The 16,468-nt window shown below is 65.3% G+C and carries 14 protein-coding genes; 6 read left to right on the top strand and 8 right to left on the bottom strand.

Going from position 1 to position 16,468, the window contains the following annotated elements; genetic code table 11:
* Nucleotides 1-240 precede the first annotated feature (240 nt).
* From K307_RS31840 to K307_RS31820, 5 genes are all read left to right on the top strand, one after another.
* Nucleotides 241-3,432 (top strand): efflux RND transporter permease subunit, encoded by a 3,192-nt coding sequence (locus tag K307_RS31840; protein ID WP_042887638.1) that lies wholly within the window; start codon nucleotides 241-243, stop codon nucleotides 3,430-3,432.
* A gap of 11 nt (nucleotides 3,433-3,443) precedes the next feature.
* Nucleotides 3,444-4,925, top strand: coding sequence for an efflux transporter outer membrane subunit (locus tag K307_RS31835; protein ID WP_042887637.1), 1,482 nt, complete (start codon nucleotides 3,444-3,446; stop codon nucleotides 4,923-4,925).
* A gap of 58 nt (nucleotides 4,926-4,983) precedes the next feature.
* Nucleotides 4,984-5,922 (top strand): LysR family transcriptional regulator, encoded by a 939-nt coding sequence (locus tag K307_RS31830; RefSeq protein ID WP_042884923.1) that lies wholly within the window; start codon nucleotides 4,984-4,986, stop codon nucleotides 5,920-5,922.
* A 131-nt stretch (nucleotides 5,923-6,053) separates the two neighbouring features.
* Nucleotides 6,054-6,941: a LysR substrate-binding domain-containing protein gene (locus tag K307_RS31825; protein WP_042884922.1), complete on the top strand. Its 888-nt coding sequence runs from the start codon at nucleotides 6,054-6,056 to the stop codon at nucleotides 6,939-6,941.
* 120 nt (nucleotides 6,942-7,061) lie between these two features.
* Nucleotides 7,062-8,180: an NAD(P)H-dependent flavin oxidoreductase gene (locus tag K307_RS31820; RefSeq protein ID WP_042884921.1), complete on the top strand. Its 1,119-nt coding sequence runs from the start codon at nucleotides 7,062-7,064 to the stop codon at nucleotides 8,178-8,180.
* 36 nt (nucleotides 8,181-8,216) lie between these two features.
* Here the strand turns inward: K307_RS31820 and K307_RS31815 are convergent, their stop codons facing one another.
* The gene (locus tag K307_RS31815) at nucleotides 8,217-8,897 is read right to left on the bottom strand and encodes an MOSC domain-containing protein (protein WP_042884920.1); all 681 of its coding nucleotides are present in this window, start codon (nucleotides 8,895-8,897) and stop codon (nucleotides 8,217-8,219) included.
* 54 nt (nucleotides 8,898-8,951) lie between these two features.
* On the opposite strand from K307_RS31815, the gene K307_RS31810 reads away from it, so the two are divergent.
* Nucleotides 8,952-9,833, top strand: a complete 882-nt coding sequence (locus tag K307_RS31810) for a LysR family transcriptional regulator (protein WP_042884919.1) — start codon at nucleotides 8,952-8,954, stop codon at nucleotides 9,831-9,833.
* Nucleotides 9,834-9,887: 54 nt separating this feature from the next.
* Here the strand turns inward: K307_RS31810 and K307_RS31805 are convergent, their stop codons facing one another.
* The 7 genes from K307_RS31805 to K307_RS49935 form a co-directional block, all read right to left on the bottom strand.
* Nucleotides 9,888-10,871 carry an NAD(P)H-dependent flavin oxidoreductase gene (locus K307_RS31805; RefSeq protein ID WP_051975246.1) on the bottom strand — a complete coding sequence of 328 codons (984 nt, stop codon included), beginning with the start codon at nucleotides 10,869-10,871 and terminating at the stop codon, nucleotides 9,888-9,890.
* 2 nt (nucleotides 10,872-10,873) lie between these two features.
* Nucleotides 10,874-11,422 carry a cytochrome b gene (locus K307_RS31800; RefSeq protein ID WP_230626201.1) on the bottom strand — a complete coding sequence of 183 codons (549 nt, stop codon included), beginning with the start codon at nucleotides 11,420-11,422 and terminating at the stop codon, nucleotides 10,874-10,876.
* Between the two features lie 19 nt (nucleotides 11,423-11,441).
* Nucleotides 11,442-13,115: a cation/acetate symporter ActP gene (actP, locus tag K307_RS31795; protein ID WP_051975245.1), complete on the bottom strand. Its 1,674-nt coding sequence runs from the start codon at nucleotides 13,113-13,115 to the stop codon at nucleotides 11,442-11,444.
* Nucleotides 13,112-13,426, bottom strand: coding sequence for a DUF485 domain-containing protein (locus tag K307_RS31790; RefSeq protein WP_042884917.1), 315 nt, complete (start codon nucleotides 13,424-13,426; stop codon nucleotides 13,112-13,114). Before K307_RS31790 ends, actP begins: the two co-directional genes overlap by 4 nt.
* Before the next feature lie 194 nt (nucleotides 13,427-13,620).
* Nucleotides 13,621-15,141: a CoA-acylating methylmalonate-semialdehyde dehydrogenase gene (locus tag K307_RS31785; RefSeq protein ID WP_042884916.1), complete on the bottom strand. Its 1,521-nt coding sequence runs from the start codon at nucleotides 15,139-15,141 to the stop codon at nucleotides 13,621-13,623.
* A gap of 364 nt (nucleotides 15,142-15,505) precedes the next feature.
* Nucleotides 15,506-16,099: a uracil-DNA glycosylase family protein gene (locus K307_RS31780; protein ID WP_080745434.1), complete on the bottom strand. Its 594-nt coding sequence runs from the start codon at nucleotides 16,097-16,099 to the stop codon at nucleotides 15,506-15,508.
* A 122-nt stretch (nucleotides 16,100-16,221) separates the two neighbouring features.
* Nucleotides 16,222-16,395: a hypothetical protein gene (locus K307_RS49935; protein WP_230626199.1), complete on the bottom strand. Its 174-nt coding sequence runs from the start codon at nucleotides 16,393-16,395 to the stop codon at nucleotides 16,222-16,224.
* Nucleotides 16,396-16,468: the final 73 nt, after the last annotated feature.

Raw genomic sequence — 16,468 nt, 5'->3', positions numbered from 1 at the left:
TTGCGGGAGAGGGGCTGCGGGAGAGGGCAGGAGCTTCGGCGAAGTGCCGGTGCTTAAACCACCCCTCTCCCTAGCCCTCTCCCCTGAGGGGAGAGGGGACCGGCCTGATGAACATTCAATGCCGTCGCCCCTGGCAATCGCCTGAGCTCGCAGACCGAGCGTCCGTAGTTTTTATCGTTCCCCAAGCAGTTGATGGCCCGCCATGGCGGGCACCAGGGGGACCGCTTTCCCGAGACCAAGATGAACCTCTCGAAATTCTTTATCGACCGCCCCATCTTTGCGGGCGTGCTGTCAGTGCTGATCTTCCTGATCGGCGCCATCTCGGTGTTCAAATTGCCGATCTCGGAGTACCCGGAAGTGGTCCCGCCCTCGGTGGTGGTGCGCGCGCAGTTCCCCGGCGCCAACCCCAAGGTGATCGCCGAAACCGTCGCCACGCCGCTGGAAGAGCAGATCAACGGCGTCGAGGACATGCTCTACATGTCGTCGCAGGCCAACAGCGACGGTAACCTGACGCTGACGGTGACCTTCAAGCTCGGCACCGATCCGGACAAGGCCCAGCAGCTGGTGCAGAACCGCGTCGCGCAGGCCGAGCCGCGCCTGCCTGAAGACGTGCGCCGCCTGGGCATCACCACGGTCAAGAGCTCGCCGGACCTGACCATGGTGGTCCACCTGGTCTCGCCGAACAACCGCTATGACATGACGTACCTGCGCAACTACGCGGTGATCAACGTCAAGGACCGCCTGGCGCGGATCCAGGGTGTGGGCCTGGTCAAGCTGTTCGGCTCGGGCGACTACTCGATGCGGGTGTGGCTGAACCCCGAGAAGCTCGCCGAACGGCACCTGGCCGCTTCAGACGTGGTCAAGGCCATCCGTGAGCAGAACGTGCAGGTGGCGGCCGGCGTGATCGGGCAATCGCCGTCGCTGCCCGGCACCGACCTGCAGCTGTCGGTGAACGCGCAGGGCCGCCTGCAGACCGTGGAGGAGTTCGGCGACATCATCGTCAAGACCTCGGCGGACGGTGCGGTGACCTACCTCAAGGACATCGCGCGCATCGAGCTCGGTGCGTCGGAGTACGCGCTGCGCTCTCTGCTCGACAACCAGTCCGCGGTGGGCCTGCCGATCTTCCAGTCACCGGGCTCGAACGCGCTGCAGATCTCGGCAGACGTGCGCAAAACGATGGAGGAGCTGAAGCAGAACTTCCCGGAGGGCCTCGACTACCGCATCGCTTACGACCCCACCCGATTCGTCCAGCACAGCATCGATGCGGTGGTGCATACGCTGTTCGAGGCCATCGCGCTGGTGGTGCTGGTGGTGATCCTGTTCCTGCAGACTTGGCGCACGTCGATCATCCCGCTGCTGGCGGTGCCGGTGTCGATCGTCGGCACCTTCGGGCTGATGCATGCGTTCGGCTTCTCGATCAACGCGCTGTCGCTGTTCGGGCTGGTGCTGGCCATCGGGATCGTGGTGGACGATGCCATCGTGGTGGTGGAGAACGTCGAGCGCAATATCGAGGAAGGACTGACGCCTAAGGAAGCGACCTATAAGGCCATGCACGAGGTAAGCGGCCCCATCATCGCCATCGCGCTGACGCTGATCGCCGTGTTCGTGCCGCTGGCCTTCATGACCGGCCTGACCGGCCAGTTCTACAAGCAGTTCGCGCTGACGATCTCGATCTCGACCATCATCTCGGCGTTCAACTCGCTGACGCTGTCGCCGGCGCTGGCGGCACTGCTGCTGCGCGGCCACGACGCGCCCAAGGACTGGCTGTCGCGCTGGATGGACCGCGTGTTTGGCGGCTTCTTCAAGCGCTTCAACCACTTCTTCGGCCGCAGCGCCGAAGGCTATGGCCGTGGCGTGAAGGGGGTGATCCGCCGCAAGGGTTCGGTGTTCGGCGTCTACGCGGTGATGCTGGCGCTGACCTGGGGCGTGTTCCAGCTCGTGCCCAAGGGCTTCGTGCCGGCGCAGGACAAGCAGTACCTGGTGAGCTTTGCCCGGCTGCCGGATGGCGCCACGCTGGACCGCACCGAGGACGTGATCCGCCGCATGTCGGAGACCGCACTCAAGCATCCGGGCGTGCAATCGGCGGTGGCTTTCCCGGGCCTGTCGATCAACGGCTTCACCAACAGCCCGAACGCCGGCATCCTGTTCGTCTCGCTCAAGCCGTTCGAGCAGCGCAAGAGCAAGGAGCTGTCCGGCAAGGCGATCGCGGCCAGCCTGAACAAGCAGTTTGCGTCGATCCAGGATGCGTATATCGGCGTGTTCCCGCCGCCGCCCGTGCAGGGGCTCGGCACCATCGGCGGCTTCAAGATGATCATCGAGGATCGCGCCGCGCTCGGCTATGACGCGCTGTTCGATGCGACCAAGGCATACCTGGCCAAGGCGCGTGCCACGCCCGAGCTGGCCGGTGTCTTCAGCAACTACCAGATCAACGTGCCGCAGCTCGACGTGCAGCTCGACCGGACCAAGGCCAAGCAGCTGGGTGTGCCCGTGACCGATGTGTTCGACACGCTGCAGACCTACCTTGGCTCGGCCTACGTCAACGACTTCAACAAGTTCGGCCGGACCTACCAGGTCCGGGTGCAGGCGGACGCCCAGTTCCGCCAGCACGCTGAGGACATCCTGCAGCTGAAGACCCGCAGCGCGAACGGCGACATGGTGCCGCTGTCGTCGCTGGTGAAGGTGAAGCAGAGCTTTGGCCCGGACAGCGTGATCCGCTACAACGCCTTCACGGCGGCCGATATCAACGGCGGTCCCGCGCCCGGCTTCTCGTCGGGCCAGGCGCAGGCGGCCGCCGAGCGGATCGCCGCCGAGACGCTGCCCAAGGGCATCGGCTTCGAATGGACCGAGCTGACCTACCAGGACATCCTGGCCGGCAACGCGGGCGTGTGGATCTTCCCGCTGTGCGTGCTGCTGGTGTTCCTGGTGCTCGCTGCGCAATACGAGAGCCTGACGCTGCCGCTGGCGGTGATCCTGATCGTGCCGATGAGCCTGCTGGCAGCCATCACCGGCGTGTGGCTCACGCGTGGCGACAACAACATCTTCACGCAGATCGGTTTCATCGTGCTGGTCGGGTTGTCGGCGAAGAACGCGATCCTGATCGTCGAGTTCGCCCGTGAACTGGAGCACCACGGCCGCACCATCGTGCAGGCCGCGATCGAGGCCAGCCGGCTGCGCCTGCGCCCGATCCTGATGACCTCGTTCGCCTTCATCATGGGCGTGGTGCCGCTGGTGGTCTCGAGCGGTGCCGGTTCGGAGATGCGCCATGCAATGGGCGTGGCCGTGTTCGCCGGCATGCTCGGCGTGACCTTCTTCGGGCTGTTCCTGACACCGGTGTTCTACGTCGCGCTCCGGCTGCTGGCCACGCGCGGCCAGCGCCGCCCGGCGCCCGCGCCGGAAGCGTCGGCCGCGCAAGTCGTGGCGTCTGCGGAGTAAGGGTGATCGACATGGACAACGTGATCAAGCAATACCTACCGAAGCTTGCAACCCTGGCCGCCGCGCTGGTGCTGGCCGGCTGCTCGCTGGCACCGACCTACAAGGTGCCCGAGACGGCGACCGCACCGGCGTTCAAGGAAGCCGAGGCGGCCGTCACGGAAGGCGCGCAATGGAAGACCGCCACGCCGGCCGAAGGCCAGCAGCGCGGGGAATGGTGGAAGGTCTTCGGCGATGCCGATCTCGACCGCCTGATCGAAGCTGCCGGCACCTACAACCAGGACCTGGCTGCCGCCGCGGCGCGGCTGAAGCAGGCGCGGGCCTTCACCGGCGCGACGGAAGCGGACCTGTATCCGCAGCTGAGCCTCGGCCTCGATCCGACGCGTTCGCAGCCGTCGGCGGCATCGCGCGGCCTGCCCGATGGCACGCCCGTGCGCGCCCAAACCGTGCTCAAGGCGCGTGCGTTTGCCTCATATGAGCTTGACCTGTTCGGCCGCGTGGCGAGCAGCGTCAACGCAGCACGCGCCGAAGGCGAAGCTGCCGAGGACCTGTATCGCTCCGTGCAACTGGCGCTGCAGGCCGACACCGCGCAGGCGTACTTCGCGCTGCGCACGCTCGACAGCGAGCGCGAACTGCTCAAGGCGACCATCCGGCTGCGCGAGGATGCGCTGTCGCTGCTGAAGAAGCGCTACGACGCCGGCGAGACCACCGACCTCGATCCGGCCCGCGCCGAAGCCGAACTCGGCAACGCACGCGCCGACTTGGCTGGCATCGAGCGCCGCCGCGCCAACCAGGAACATGCGCTGGCCGTGCTGACGGGCGTGGCGCCCGCGCAGTTCACGCTGGCGGCGCACCCGCTCGATACCGAACCCGTGGCGATTCCGGCGGGCCTGCCGTCGGAACTGCTCGAACGCCGTCCCGACATCGCCGCGGCCGAGCGCCAGATGGCCGCGGCCAATGCCACCATCGGCGTGGCCAAGGCCGCGTTCTTCCCGCGCATCACGCTGACCGGGTTGTTCGGCTTCGAGTCGGCGGATCTGTCGAACCTGTTCAAGTGGTCGTCGCGCGCCTGGTTGCTCGGACCGCTGGTCGGTTCCACCATCGCCCAGACCCTCTTTGACGGCGGCCGCAACCGCGCCAACCTGGCCGGCGCGCGCGCCGCGCACGAGGAAAGCATCGCGCGCTACCGCCAGAGCGTGCTGGTGGCCTTCCGCGAGGTCGAGGACAGCCTGGCCGACGTGCGCTGGCTGAGCCAGCAAGGGACTGCGCTCGACAGCGCACTGGCCGGCGCGAAACGTGCGCAACGCATCTCGCGCAGCCGCTATGACGCAGGCGCCGTCGACTACCTGACCGTGATCGACGCCGACCGCACGGTGCTGCAGGCCCAACGCGAGGCCAACCAGGTCGCCGGGCTGCGCGCGGCAGCGACCGTGTCGCTGGTGCGCAGCCTTGGTGGCGGCTGGGGAATGCCGCCGGAGGCGGTGGCGAAGCAGTAGGCCGGCAAGACTAAGGGTGTTGCTTGACGCCATCGTTCACCTGACTGAACAATGAACGATGCGCTACGAAAAACTCGACACCCTCTGGCCCCAGCTGCACAGCCTGATCAAGCTGAGCGAGGCTGGCAGTTTCACCGCGGCCGCGGTCCAGCTCGGCATCAGCAAGGGGGCCATGAGCCTGCGCATCTCGGAGCTCGAGCGTGCCGCCGGCGTTGCGCTGGTGCAGCGCACCACCCGCAGCGTGCGCCTGACGGAGGCCGGCCAGAAGCTGGTCGACGCCACGCGGGGCTCATTTGAAACCATCGAGCAAGGCTTCAGCGATGTGACCGATGCCATCGGCCACCCGCGCGGCCTGGTGCGCGTAACGGCTCCGGTGGCGCTGGGCCGGCAACAGCTGGTGCCGCGCCTGCCGGCTTTCCTCGACGCCCACCCTCAGGTGCGGATCGAGATCGAACTCTCCGACAGCTTTGCTTCGCTGGCCCGGGAAGGCTTCGATCTCGCCGTGCGGCACTCATCGACCGCGCCGGATACGCATATTGCCTGGACCCTGTGCCGCACGCAGGCCGTGCTGGTGGCCTCGCGCGCTTACTTGCGGAGGTCCGGCAATCCCCAGTCACCCGCCGACCTGGCGGACCACAATTGCCTGCACTACTTCCGCCGCGGTGAGCAGCCGAGCTGGAGCTTCGTGCCCACCCGTGGCGCCGCCAGCCGGCAGAGCGTGGGCATTCACGGCTGCTTCGCGGCGAACAACAGCGAGGCGTTGCGGGATGCCGCGCTGAACGGCCTGGGCATCGCCCTGGTCCCCGACTTCACTGCGCAGGCCGACCTGGCGAGCGGCAAGCTGGTCCGGGTCTTGCCAGGATGGCGGGCCGCCGGCGCGTTTGGCGACTTTATCTTTGCGATCCGGCCCTACAGCCCGTTCGTGCCGCGTGCCGTGCGCAGCTTTGTCGACTACCTCAAGCAGACAATGAAGGACGGTTTTTCGGTCAGCGCCTGACGGGCGCTGCCGGCCGGAGGCCAGCGCTCCCGCGCGCGGCGCCGCGGAGCCTTGACTTTTCGTTCTCAAAAAACAATACTTGTCTTAACTTAATTCCCATAATGAGAACGACACCCGGTGTCGTCAATAGCGTGGATCTAGCTGAACTTGAGATCTTCCGGACCGTTGCACGCGAACAGAGCATCACCCGGGCGGCCCGGGCGCTTGAACGCGTGCAGTCGAACGTCACGACCCGCGTGAAGCAGCTCGAAGAGAGCCTTGGCGTCACCCTGTTCGAACGCGACAGCAAGAAGATGACCCTGACGCCGGAGGGGCACCGGCTCCTCGGCTATGCGGAGCAACTGCTGGCCCTGGCGGAAGAGGCACGGCAGTCGATGCGCGCCAATGCCCCGACCGGCGTCCTGCGCGTCGGGTCGATGGAGAGCTCCGCGGCCACGCTGCTGCCCAAGCCGCTCGGGCGCTTCCATGCGGCCTGGCCGGACGTCGAGCTGAAAGTTTCAACGGGCACGACGCAGGCCCTGGTCGACGGCGTGCTCAGTCACGCGCTCGATTGCGCGGTCGTGGCCCACCCGGGCACGGCGGCGCCGCGCAACCTCGATATCGCCGAACTCGGCGAGGGACTCGACGGCATCTTCCTGCAGACCGAGGAACTGGTCCTGGTGCTGCCCGCCAGCCACCCGAAGGTGCGCCGGCCGCAGGATGTGAACCTGCGGTTCCTCGCGGCCTTCGCGCGCGGCTGCACCTACCGGCAATGTGCCGAGGACTGGCTGCAGCAAGCCGGCGACGATATCCGTCGCCAGCTTTCGGTCGTGGAGATGCCCTCCTATCACGCCATCCTGGCCTACGTGTCCGCGGGATCGGCCGTGGCGATCCTGCCGCGCTCGCTGCTGGCCCTGCACCGGGATGTGACCGAACTCCAGACCGTGCCCGTGCGGCCTGTCCACACCTTCCTGGTCAGGCGCTCCGGGTTCACGACGTCGGCGTATGAAGCGTTCCTGCGGGAGTTGCGCCATGACTAGTTGGCCGACCATGCAGCAGGCAGGAACGCAGAGGCTGTGAGATGGCGTAATCACCGCCGCCGTTTCACAGCGCCAGGAAAAACGTTGGTACTTCAATCCGTTCAAACAGGAAGCACTGCCATGAACACCGCAACGCCACCGAACAAGCCCCGCGACCTGCGCTCGCTCCTGGGCATTTCCACGCCCATCATCCAGGCTCCGATGGCCGGCGTCAGCACACCGGCCATGGCGGCCGCCGTCTCCGAGGCGGGCGGCCTGGGCTCACTCGGCGTCGGCGCGATGGACGCGGAAGCCGCACGCAAGGCGATTCGCGAGACGCGCGCCCTGACCGGCAAGCCGTTCAACATCAACCTGTTCTGCCATGCCCCGGCGAACGCCGATGTCGCGCGCGAGAAAGCGTGGCTGGACTACCTCGCCTCGCACTTCGCCGAGCATGGCGGCACGGCACCCACGAGCCTGCGGGAAATCTACAAGAGCTTTGTGGCTGACGATGCGATGTTCCGCATGCTGCTGGAAGAAAAGCCGGCAGTGGTGAGCTTCCATTTCGGCCTCCCTGCCCAGGAGAAGATCGACGCGCTGCGCGCCGCCGGCATCGTCCTGCTGGCCAGCGCCACGTCGCTGCAAGAGGCCCGCCAGGCCGAGGCCGCGGGCGTCAACGCCATCGTCGCGCAGGGGATCGAAGCGGGCGGGCACCGCGGCGTCTTTGACACGAGCGGATATGACGAGGGCCTCGGGACGCTGGCACTGGTGCGCGTCCTCGTGCGAAACACGCAGCTTCCCGTGATTGCCTCGGGCGGGATCATGGACGGCGCCGGTATTGCCGCGGTGCTGGCGCTCGGTGCGGAAGCCGCGCAGCTCGGCACGGCATTCGTCGCCTGCCCCGAGTCCTCCGCCGACGCGGCCTATCGCGCGGCGCTGACCGCCCCCAGCCCGCGTCCGACCACACTCACCCGCGCGATCTCCGGCCGTGCGGCCAGGGGCTTCATGAACCGGTTCACGGAACTCGGCATTGCCGCCGGCGCACCCGCGATTCCCGACTATCCGATCGCCTACGACGCCGGCAAGGCGCTTCACGCCGCCGCCAAGGCACAGGGCAGCGCCGAATACGCGGCGCAGTGGGCGGGCCAGGCGGCGCCGTTGGCCCGGTCCATTCCGGCCGGTGAACTGGTTGCGCAGCTGAAGGCGGAAACGAAGGAGGCGCTTGAGCGGATGGCGGCGCTGGGGAAAGAACTGGCCTGACGTGAGAAGTGATGCGTGTGGGCCTGTCCCCCTGAATCACCCGCCTGACTGAGCCTGGCGACGCTCGCGAATCCAGCGCACCCGCTCCGTCAGGCGCACCTTCCAGTCGTGCGCGAGCCCGTCAACCGCAGCCAGTTCCAGCATGTCCTCGATCCGCGGCGAATGCGCCGACTGCACGTTCCAGAACTCGTCGATGGAAAACCGCTCTGACGTTCTCCTGACAAGCTCCAGCGGATCGCCTGCCCGGATCGTTCCGGCTTCGATCACGCGGTAATACCAGCCGGTCATCCGTTCCCGGGCAACCACAAGTGATACGCCTTCGGTCGCGAAGCGATGATTGATCTTCCAGCAAGGGGCGCGCGGCTGCGACACTTGCAGCGTCACGCCGCCAACCCGGAAAATATCGCCGATATGCACATTGCGTTCGGTAAGCCCGGACGTCGAAATATTCTCGCCCAGGCTGCCCGGCACCAGTGCATCCGCAATCTGCGGAAAAAATGAAGCCAGGCTTGCATAGTTCTCCGCTGCAAAATGATGCATCGCTTTTTCCGGCCCGCCATGGACGCGCCGATCGGCTTGTTCGTCACCGACGATGCCCTCTGCAAAGACGTGCACGTCGCCTTCTACCCGCCGTTTGAAGATGCCGCTGCGATGGCCCTCCTCCCCGAGAATGCCGATGCCGCCCGCAAAGAGGGCATCGACGACGACATCTGCCATAGGTTTAACCATCCGAATCTCCGGTCTAGATCACACTGATCAAAGGATTGAAACATGGAGTTGCGCCAACTGAAGATGTTCTGTGCCGCCGCGGAATGCGGCAGCTTTACCGCGGCCGCGGAAGTCGTGCACTGCGTGCAGTCGAACATCACCATGCGGGTGAAAGAGCTGGAGACCGAACTGCAGCAGCCGCTCTTTATCCGGCACAAGAGCGGTATCACCCTCACTTCCGCAGGACAGACCTTCCTTGGCTATGCCCAGCGGATCCTCCAGCTGACGGAGGAAAGCCGCAACGCATTGCTTGACGACACCATACCGACCGGCACCTTGCGGCTCGGATCGATGGAGACCACCGCCGCCGTCCGGCTTCCCAGGGTGCTGGCCACCTACCGTAAGAAATATCCTCGCGTGCAACTGTCGCTGACCACAGGCACCACGGCGGAACTGATCAAGGCGGTCGAGACGCATCGCCTGGACGGCGCCTTTGTCGGCGGATTCCATCAGAATCCCGCGCTCCATCAGGAAGCGATCCTCAACGAGGAACTGGTCCTGGTCAGCAGCAACAAGTACCGGACCCTCGCCGAACTCACCACGGAGATGACGCAGCAGACCGTGCTCGTGTTTCGATCTGGCTGCTTCTATCGTTCCACGCTGGAGCAATGGCTTTATCAGACCGGGCTGATTCCGGGACAGATCCTTGAACTTGGCACCCTGGACGGCATCTTGTCCTGCACCGCCGCGGGCATGGGGATCACGATCCTGCCGAAGGCGGTGGTCGAGCACCATGAATCGCGCGACCTGATTGCGTGCCACCGCCTGCCCGATGCGTTCGCCAACGTCGCCACGGTGTTCATTCGCCGCAAGGACGGCTTCGAAACGTCGGCGCTGCGCGCCATGGTGAGCGTCGCGCATGAGCAGACGGCTAGCCCGCGGTAGTCTTGCCACTGACCCTGACGATCGCCAGGGTCAGCCGTTGATAGTGCCGCCAGCTCAGGCAGCCACGGGTAGTGCCTGGAGCGTACTTGCAGTGTCCCCGACCTGCCACGAAGAGAATCCCGCGACCAGCTCCGCGACACGCTCCCGGGCGGGAGCGACGCTATGGATCTTCCCGACGCCCTGCCCTGCATACAGCGACAACTTCTCCGCCATCTCTGGCTTGTCGATCACCCGGGCGCCGCCGCCGACGTACTTGACCAGGTTCCATTTCTTCCGGTTCGGAATCACCCGGTGCGGCGTGCCGAACGGCCACCCGAACGAGTAGCCGGTGCGGTACTCGGTATCGTCGATGGTGGCCTCGACGATCTTCTGCTTGTAGAGGTCATGGGCGAGCGACTCGGTCGCCGCGACGAAGGCAGTCCCGGCCCATACGCCCGCAGCCCCCACCTCCAGCATGGCCCTGACATCGGCACGGTTGGTAATCCCGCCCGCGGCCAGTACCGGGCGCCCCTCGGCGATCTCGACAAAGGCGGGCACCAGCGACGACACGCCAATGGTTCCCTGGTTGAGGTGCCCGCCGCCTTCCGCCCCCTGGGCCACCACGATGTCCGCGCCCCAGGCGATTGCCTGCCTGGCGAGCGCCACCGACCCGACCTGCACGATCACCGTGATGCCGGCCGCCTTCGCGCGGGGAATCATCTCCGCAAAATCGCCATAGAAGAGCGAGACGACACGCGGCTTTTCTTCCAGGATGACGCGGAACTGCGCTTCGAATACCTCCGGGCCGCCGAAGGACGGGACGATATTCACGCCAAACGGTTTGTCCGTCAGCGCCCTGGTCTCCCGTATCCACTTGCGTAGCGCCAAGGGCGGAAGGCGGAGCCCGCCCAGATGCCCCAGGCCGCCAGCATTCGATACGGCAGCGGCCAACGCAGGCCCGGATATTCCCGCCATGCCGGCCTGGAACACCGGGTACTCGATATCGCACAGCGCGGCTGCGAGGCTCATGCCGCGGGTCGGTACATTGTCATGCTTCATCGTCAGAGCTCCACTTGCTTGCCAAGCATACGTTTCAGCGTGTCGTTCCTGAGAACGAAGTGATTCTTCATGGCACCGAAGATATGCAGCGCCAGCCCTGCCAGGAACGCATAGGCACCGATCTTGTGGAGCAGCTTCGCCACATACTCGACGTCGGCATTCGGCGCCATCAGCGCGGGCAGCGCAATCCCGCCGGGCAGCCGCACCACATCGCCAGCGGCTGACATCGCCAGCCAGCCATCCAGCGGCAACAGCACCGGCGCGAGCGCAAGCGCCACGGCAACCGAGCGGCTTATCATCACCTCGATGGGATTGGGCGAGCCGACCGGAAGCGGATGCCAGGAAGTGAGCCGCGCCCACAGCCGGTAGCTGGCGACCACGAACAGCAGTGTCCCCAGCGTGCTGTGCAGCCCGATCAGCTCGGCCTTGCCCGCTCCGGCCTCCAGCTGGCCTGCCGACAAGCCGAGCCAGACCATGAACGCCACCGTCGCCGCGATCAGCCAGTGCAATACGATCGTAATGGGCGAGAACCGCAGCCCGGTATCCTTCATCTGCATTTCCTGCTCCCGATTAGTGACTCACCGCACCGGACGCGCCAATGCCGGTGTGCGCGCGGACAAACTGGTCTTCATAGGCGCTGCGTTCCCGGTCGGCCCGCGCGCTGCGGTCAGTGACCGATCCCAGCCAGGTGACCAGCAGTGCCACGTTCATCGATACCAGCGCCGGATAGTCGTACGGAAAGACTGCGTGCCGGAAGCCCAGGATCTTGACCCAGACCGCGGGCGAGAGCACCACGAGCCCGACCGCGCAGACCAGTCCTGCGATGCCGCCCATCAGCGCGCCGCGTGTCGTCAGGCCTTTCCAATAGATCGACAGCACCAGGATCGGGAAATTGACCGATGCCGCGACCCCGAAGGCCAACGCCACCAGGAACGCGATGTTCTGGTCCTTGAACAGGATGCCGAGGGCAACCGCGACCATGCCGATCGATACCGAGGCCACGCGCGAGACACGCATCTCAGCCGCCGGGCTGGCCCGGTTCTTCTTGATCACCTTGGCGTACAGGTCGTGCGAAACCGCCGACGTGCCCGCCATCGTGAGGCCGGCAACCACCGCGAAGATGGTCGCGAAGGCTACCGCCGAGAGGAAGCCCAGCAGCAGGTCGCCACCGAGTGCCTTGGCCAGGTGCATGACCGGCATGTTGCTGCCGCCGATCAGCTTTCCTCCCAGGATTCCACCTTCATAGAACGCGGGATCCCGTCCGACGATCACGATTGCCGAAAGGCCAAGCACCGCCACCACCAGGTAGAAGAACCCGATGAACCCGGTTGCGACAAACACCGACTTCCTGGCCTCCTGTGCATCCGGCACCGTAAAGAACCGCATCAGGATATGGGGCAGCCCCGCCGTACCGAACACCAGGCCCACCGACAGCGACAGCATGGAGAGCGGGTCCGATACCAGCGTGCCCGGCGCAAGGATCTTCACGCCATCCTTGTGGCTCGCCACGGCCTCGGCCAGCAATGACTCGAACGAGAAATTGAACTTCCAGAGCGCCAGGACGGCGAGCAACGTGCCGCCCGCCAGCAGCAGGATCGCCTTGATGATCTGTACCCACGTGGTCGCCACCATGCCGCCGAACGTGACATAGATCATCATCAGCAGCCCTACGCCGATCACGGCGTAGTTGTACTCGAGACCGAACAGGAGCTGGATCAGTTGCCCGGCACCGACCATCTGCACGACCAGGTAGAAACAGACGATGGTCAGCGAGCCGAAGGACATGAAGGTCCGGATCTTCACCTGGTCCAGCCGATAGGAGGCAATATCGGCGATGGTCACCTTGCCGAGATTGCGGATCTTCTCCGCGAACAGGAACAGCAGCAACGGCCACGCGATAAAGAAGCTGATCGAGTAGATAAAGCCGTCGTAGCCTTTGGCAAAGATCGTGCTCGTGACACCGAGCAGCGCGGCCGCCGACATATAGTCGCCGGCCAGGGCAAGGCCATTCTGGAATCCCGTAATGCCGCCACCGCAGTTGTAGAAGTCGTTAAGGGATTTGGTCTTCGCGGCCGCCCAATAGGTGATGCCCAGTGTCGCGACCACGAATACCAGGAACATCACAATGGCGACGCTGTTGGTCGGCTGCTTCTGCACCGCTTGCAGCGCGCCTGGCGCCGCCTCGGCAGCGGCCGCCCATAGCAACGAGGCGGCGGCCACGGCTGACTTCGCATTGGACCTCATTTCGTCGTCTCCTCCAGCAGTTGCTTGTTGAGGCGATCGAACTCACCGTTGGCGCGCCGCACATACAGGCCGGTCAGGAGCCAGCCGCCGACGATCATCACGATGCCGACCGGCCAGCCTACGGTGATGCTGCTCTGCGCGGAAATCGGCCTGGCCAGCGTCTCCGGGCTCACGGCGGCCACCATGACGAAGAGGTAGTAGGGAACAATCGTCAGCAGCGACAGCAGGACCACCAGCCGCTTCCGGCGCGTGACCAGCTCTGCAAAGATTGCGTGGGTGCGAATGCTGGAATAAGCAATCGTGTCAGGCATGTCTCCTCCTTATGAGCCTCGCCTATGTCGGTCGAGTGCTTCGGGGCGGGCCATCGGTTCGCATGGCCCCGGGGGTTGCCCCCGCGGAGGGCGGGGGTCCCCACTAAGTTATGTCGCGCCAGACCTCATGTACAACGATATCTGGTGATGCTATCCATCACTGCCGGTGATGCCGCTGGCACGCATCGCCTCCCTTACTTGGCAGTGGGCATCGCGAACTCCGCGCCCTTGGCAATGCTGTCCGGCCAGCGCTGCATGACCGACTTCTGGCGGGTATAGAAGCGCACGCCTTCTTCCCCGTAGACATGCATGTCGCCGAACAGGCTGCGCTTCCAGCCACCAAAGCCATGCCAGGCCATGGGAACGGGGATGGGCACGTTGATGCCGACCATGCCGACTTCGATCTGCCGCGAGAAGGCGCGGGCAATGCCGCCGTCGCTCGTGTAGCAGGACACGCCGTTGGCATACTCGTGCGCGTTGATCAGCGCCACGGCCTCGGCAAAGTCCTTGACGCGGACACAACCAAGCACCGGACCGAAGATCTCTTCCTGGTAGATCCGCATATTGGGCTTGACGTGATCGAACAGCGTCGCCCCGGTGAAAAAGCCCGCCTCGTGCCCGTCGACACGCAAGCCACGGCCGTCCAGCAGCAACGATGCGCCCTCTTCCACGCCGAGCCCGATATAGCCTTCGATACGCTCCAGCGCCGCACGGGTGACCACGGGGCCCATCTCCACCTCCGGGCGCACGCCGTTGCCGATCTTCAGGTTGCGGGCGCGCTCCGTCAGCACGGGAATCAGCCGCTCGGCGGTATCGCCCACCAGCACCGCAACCGACACCGCCATGCAACGCTCGCCCGCGGAGCCGTAGGCAGCACCGATCAGCGCATCCACCGCCTTGTCGATATCGGCATCAGGCATCACCACCAAGTGGTTCTTGGCACCGCCAAGCGCCTGCACCCGCTTGCCCGCACGGCTGGCGCGCTCGCTGATCGATTGCGCAATCGGCGTGGAGCCGACAAAGCTGACCGCCTTCACCTCCGGATGGTCGATCAGTGCCTCGACCACGTCCTTGTCGCCTTGCACGACATTGAAGACGCTGGCGGGCAGCCCGGCTTCGGCGAGCAGCTCGGCCATCATCAGGCTTGCACTCGGATCGCGTTCGCTGGGCTTCAGCACAAAGGTGTTGCCCGCGGCAATCGCGACCGGGAACATCCAGCACGGCACCATGCACGGGAAATTGAACGGCGTAATGCCAATGGCCACGCCCAGCGGCTGGCGCAGCGTCCAGTTGTCGATGCCGGTGCTGACCTGGTCCGTGTAGTCGCCCTTCAGCAACTGCGGGATGCCGCAGGCAAACTCGATCACATCGATGCCTCGCGCCACCTCGCCCTGCGCATCCGAGAAGACCTTGCCGTGCTCGGCCGTAATGATCGCGGCCAGCTCATCGCGGCGCGCATTCATCAGTTGCAGGAAGCGTTGCATGATCCGTGCGCGACGGATCGGCGGCGTTTGCGCCCAGGCGGGGAACGCCCGGGCCGCGGCGGCGACGGCGGACTCGACATCACCGCGGGTGCCGAGGACCACGTGGCGCGCTACCGCGCCCGTGGCCGGGTTGAAGACTTCCTGGCGGCGCGTGGCTTCGCCCGTGGTTCGTTGCCCGCCGATGTAGTGGGTGACATCGCGTTCATCGTCATAGCTGTGCGCTGCGCTCATCTCGTGCTCCTCGTGTGGACTGTTGAGGATTCGAGTGTAGGAGCGGGTCAGGCCGGCAACAATCGACGTTGACTCGATTTACTGTTTAGTGGATTGAACAATCCGGATCCGGTCCGTCAGCAGCAGCCCTGCGCCGCCCAGGCCCTCAACACAGCACGCCGATAAAGCTCTGGCTGATCTCCTTGCCAAACTCGGAGCACGCCTGCTCACCACCTTGGCCGCGGCATGGGTCAGCACTTCGGCTGGTGGCACAGGATCACGATGCTGAACCCGGTGTACCCGGCGGCGGTCGTGGCGGGCAATGTACGGAGCGCCGCTGGTGGGATCGTCCGGGACTTGATGGATGCTGATGGCGCTGCCCGGGTCAATCCGCCAGCGTCATCGCCACCTGCTGCCGCAGCACTGGTACCACGTCCGCTTCGAACCATGGGTTCTGGCGCAGCCAGAAGCGGTTGCGCGGACTCGGGTGCGGCAGCGGCATCCACTGCGGCAGATAGTCGGCATATGCCGCAACGGTGTCCGCGAGCGTCGGCTTGCTCCTGCCTTTCAGGTAATACGCCTGCGCGTGGCGGCCGACCAGCAGCGTCAGGCGGATATCGGGCATGAATTCAAGCAGCCGCGCATGCCACAGGGGCGCGCATTCGCGCCGCGGTGGCAGGTCGCCGTGGCTGCCCTTGCCCGGATAACAGAACCCCATCGGCACGATCGCCACCCGACTGGCGTCGTAGAACTGCTCAGGCGTCAGTTGTAGCCAGGTGCGCAATTGATCGCCGGAGGGGTCGTTCCATGGAATCCCCGTTTCGTGTACGCGCCGCCCGGGCGCCTGGCCAACGATCAGCAGGCGTGCGCCGACAGTGGCGCGCACGACTGGGCGCGGCTCATGTGGCAAGGTGCACGCGCGGCAGTCGGCGATGTCGCCGAGCAGGCTGCCGAACGGGGAAACGGAGATGGCTGGCAACGAATCGCGGCGATAGGGATCGGAGGCCAATTGTAGGCGCTTTGCTCCGGCTGCAACGTGCCCGGGTCCCTTGATCGACAGCGCCGGCAACGTCACAAAAGAAGAAATTGACGACTCAATTCTTAGCTGTTCAGCTTGTCCGGCCGGTTCAGCGTAATCGTCGCCACGCCCTCATTGAGGGTCAACTCGATGTTGGTGAAATTCATGATGGGTTCCTGTGGGAATGCCTCGTCGATCTGCCGCTCGCGCCGCGCCGGCAGATGCCAGGCTGGCGCTATCTTTGCAGCCAGGCCCATCCTAGGAGACCCGATAATTTATGTCAATATCATTACGTATATGGAAACTGACCTCACAAATACCCCGATCTCT

It is taken from the genome of Cupriavidus necator A5-1, from assembly GCF_000744095.1.
GTDB lineage: Bacteria > Pseudomonadota > Gammaproteobacteria > Burkholderiales > Burkholderiaceae > Cupriavidus > Cupriavidus necator_A.
Note: the sequence above shows the minus strand (reverse complement) of the source record. Positions and strands in the feature narration are given on the sequence as shown.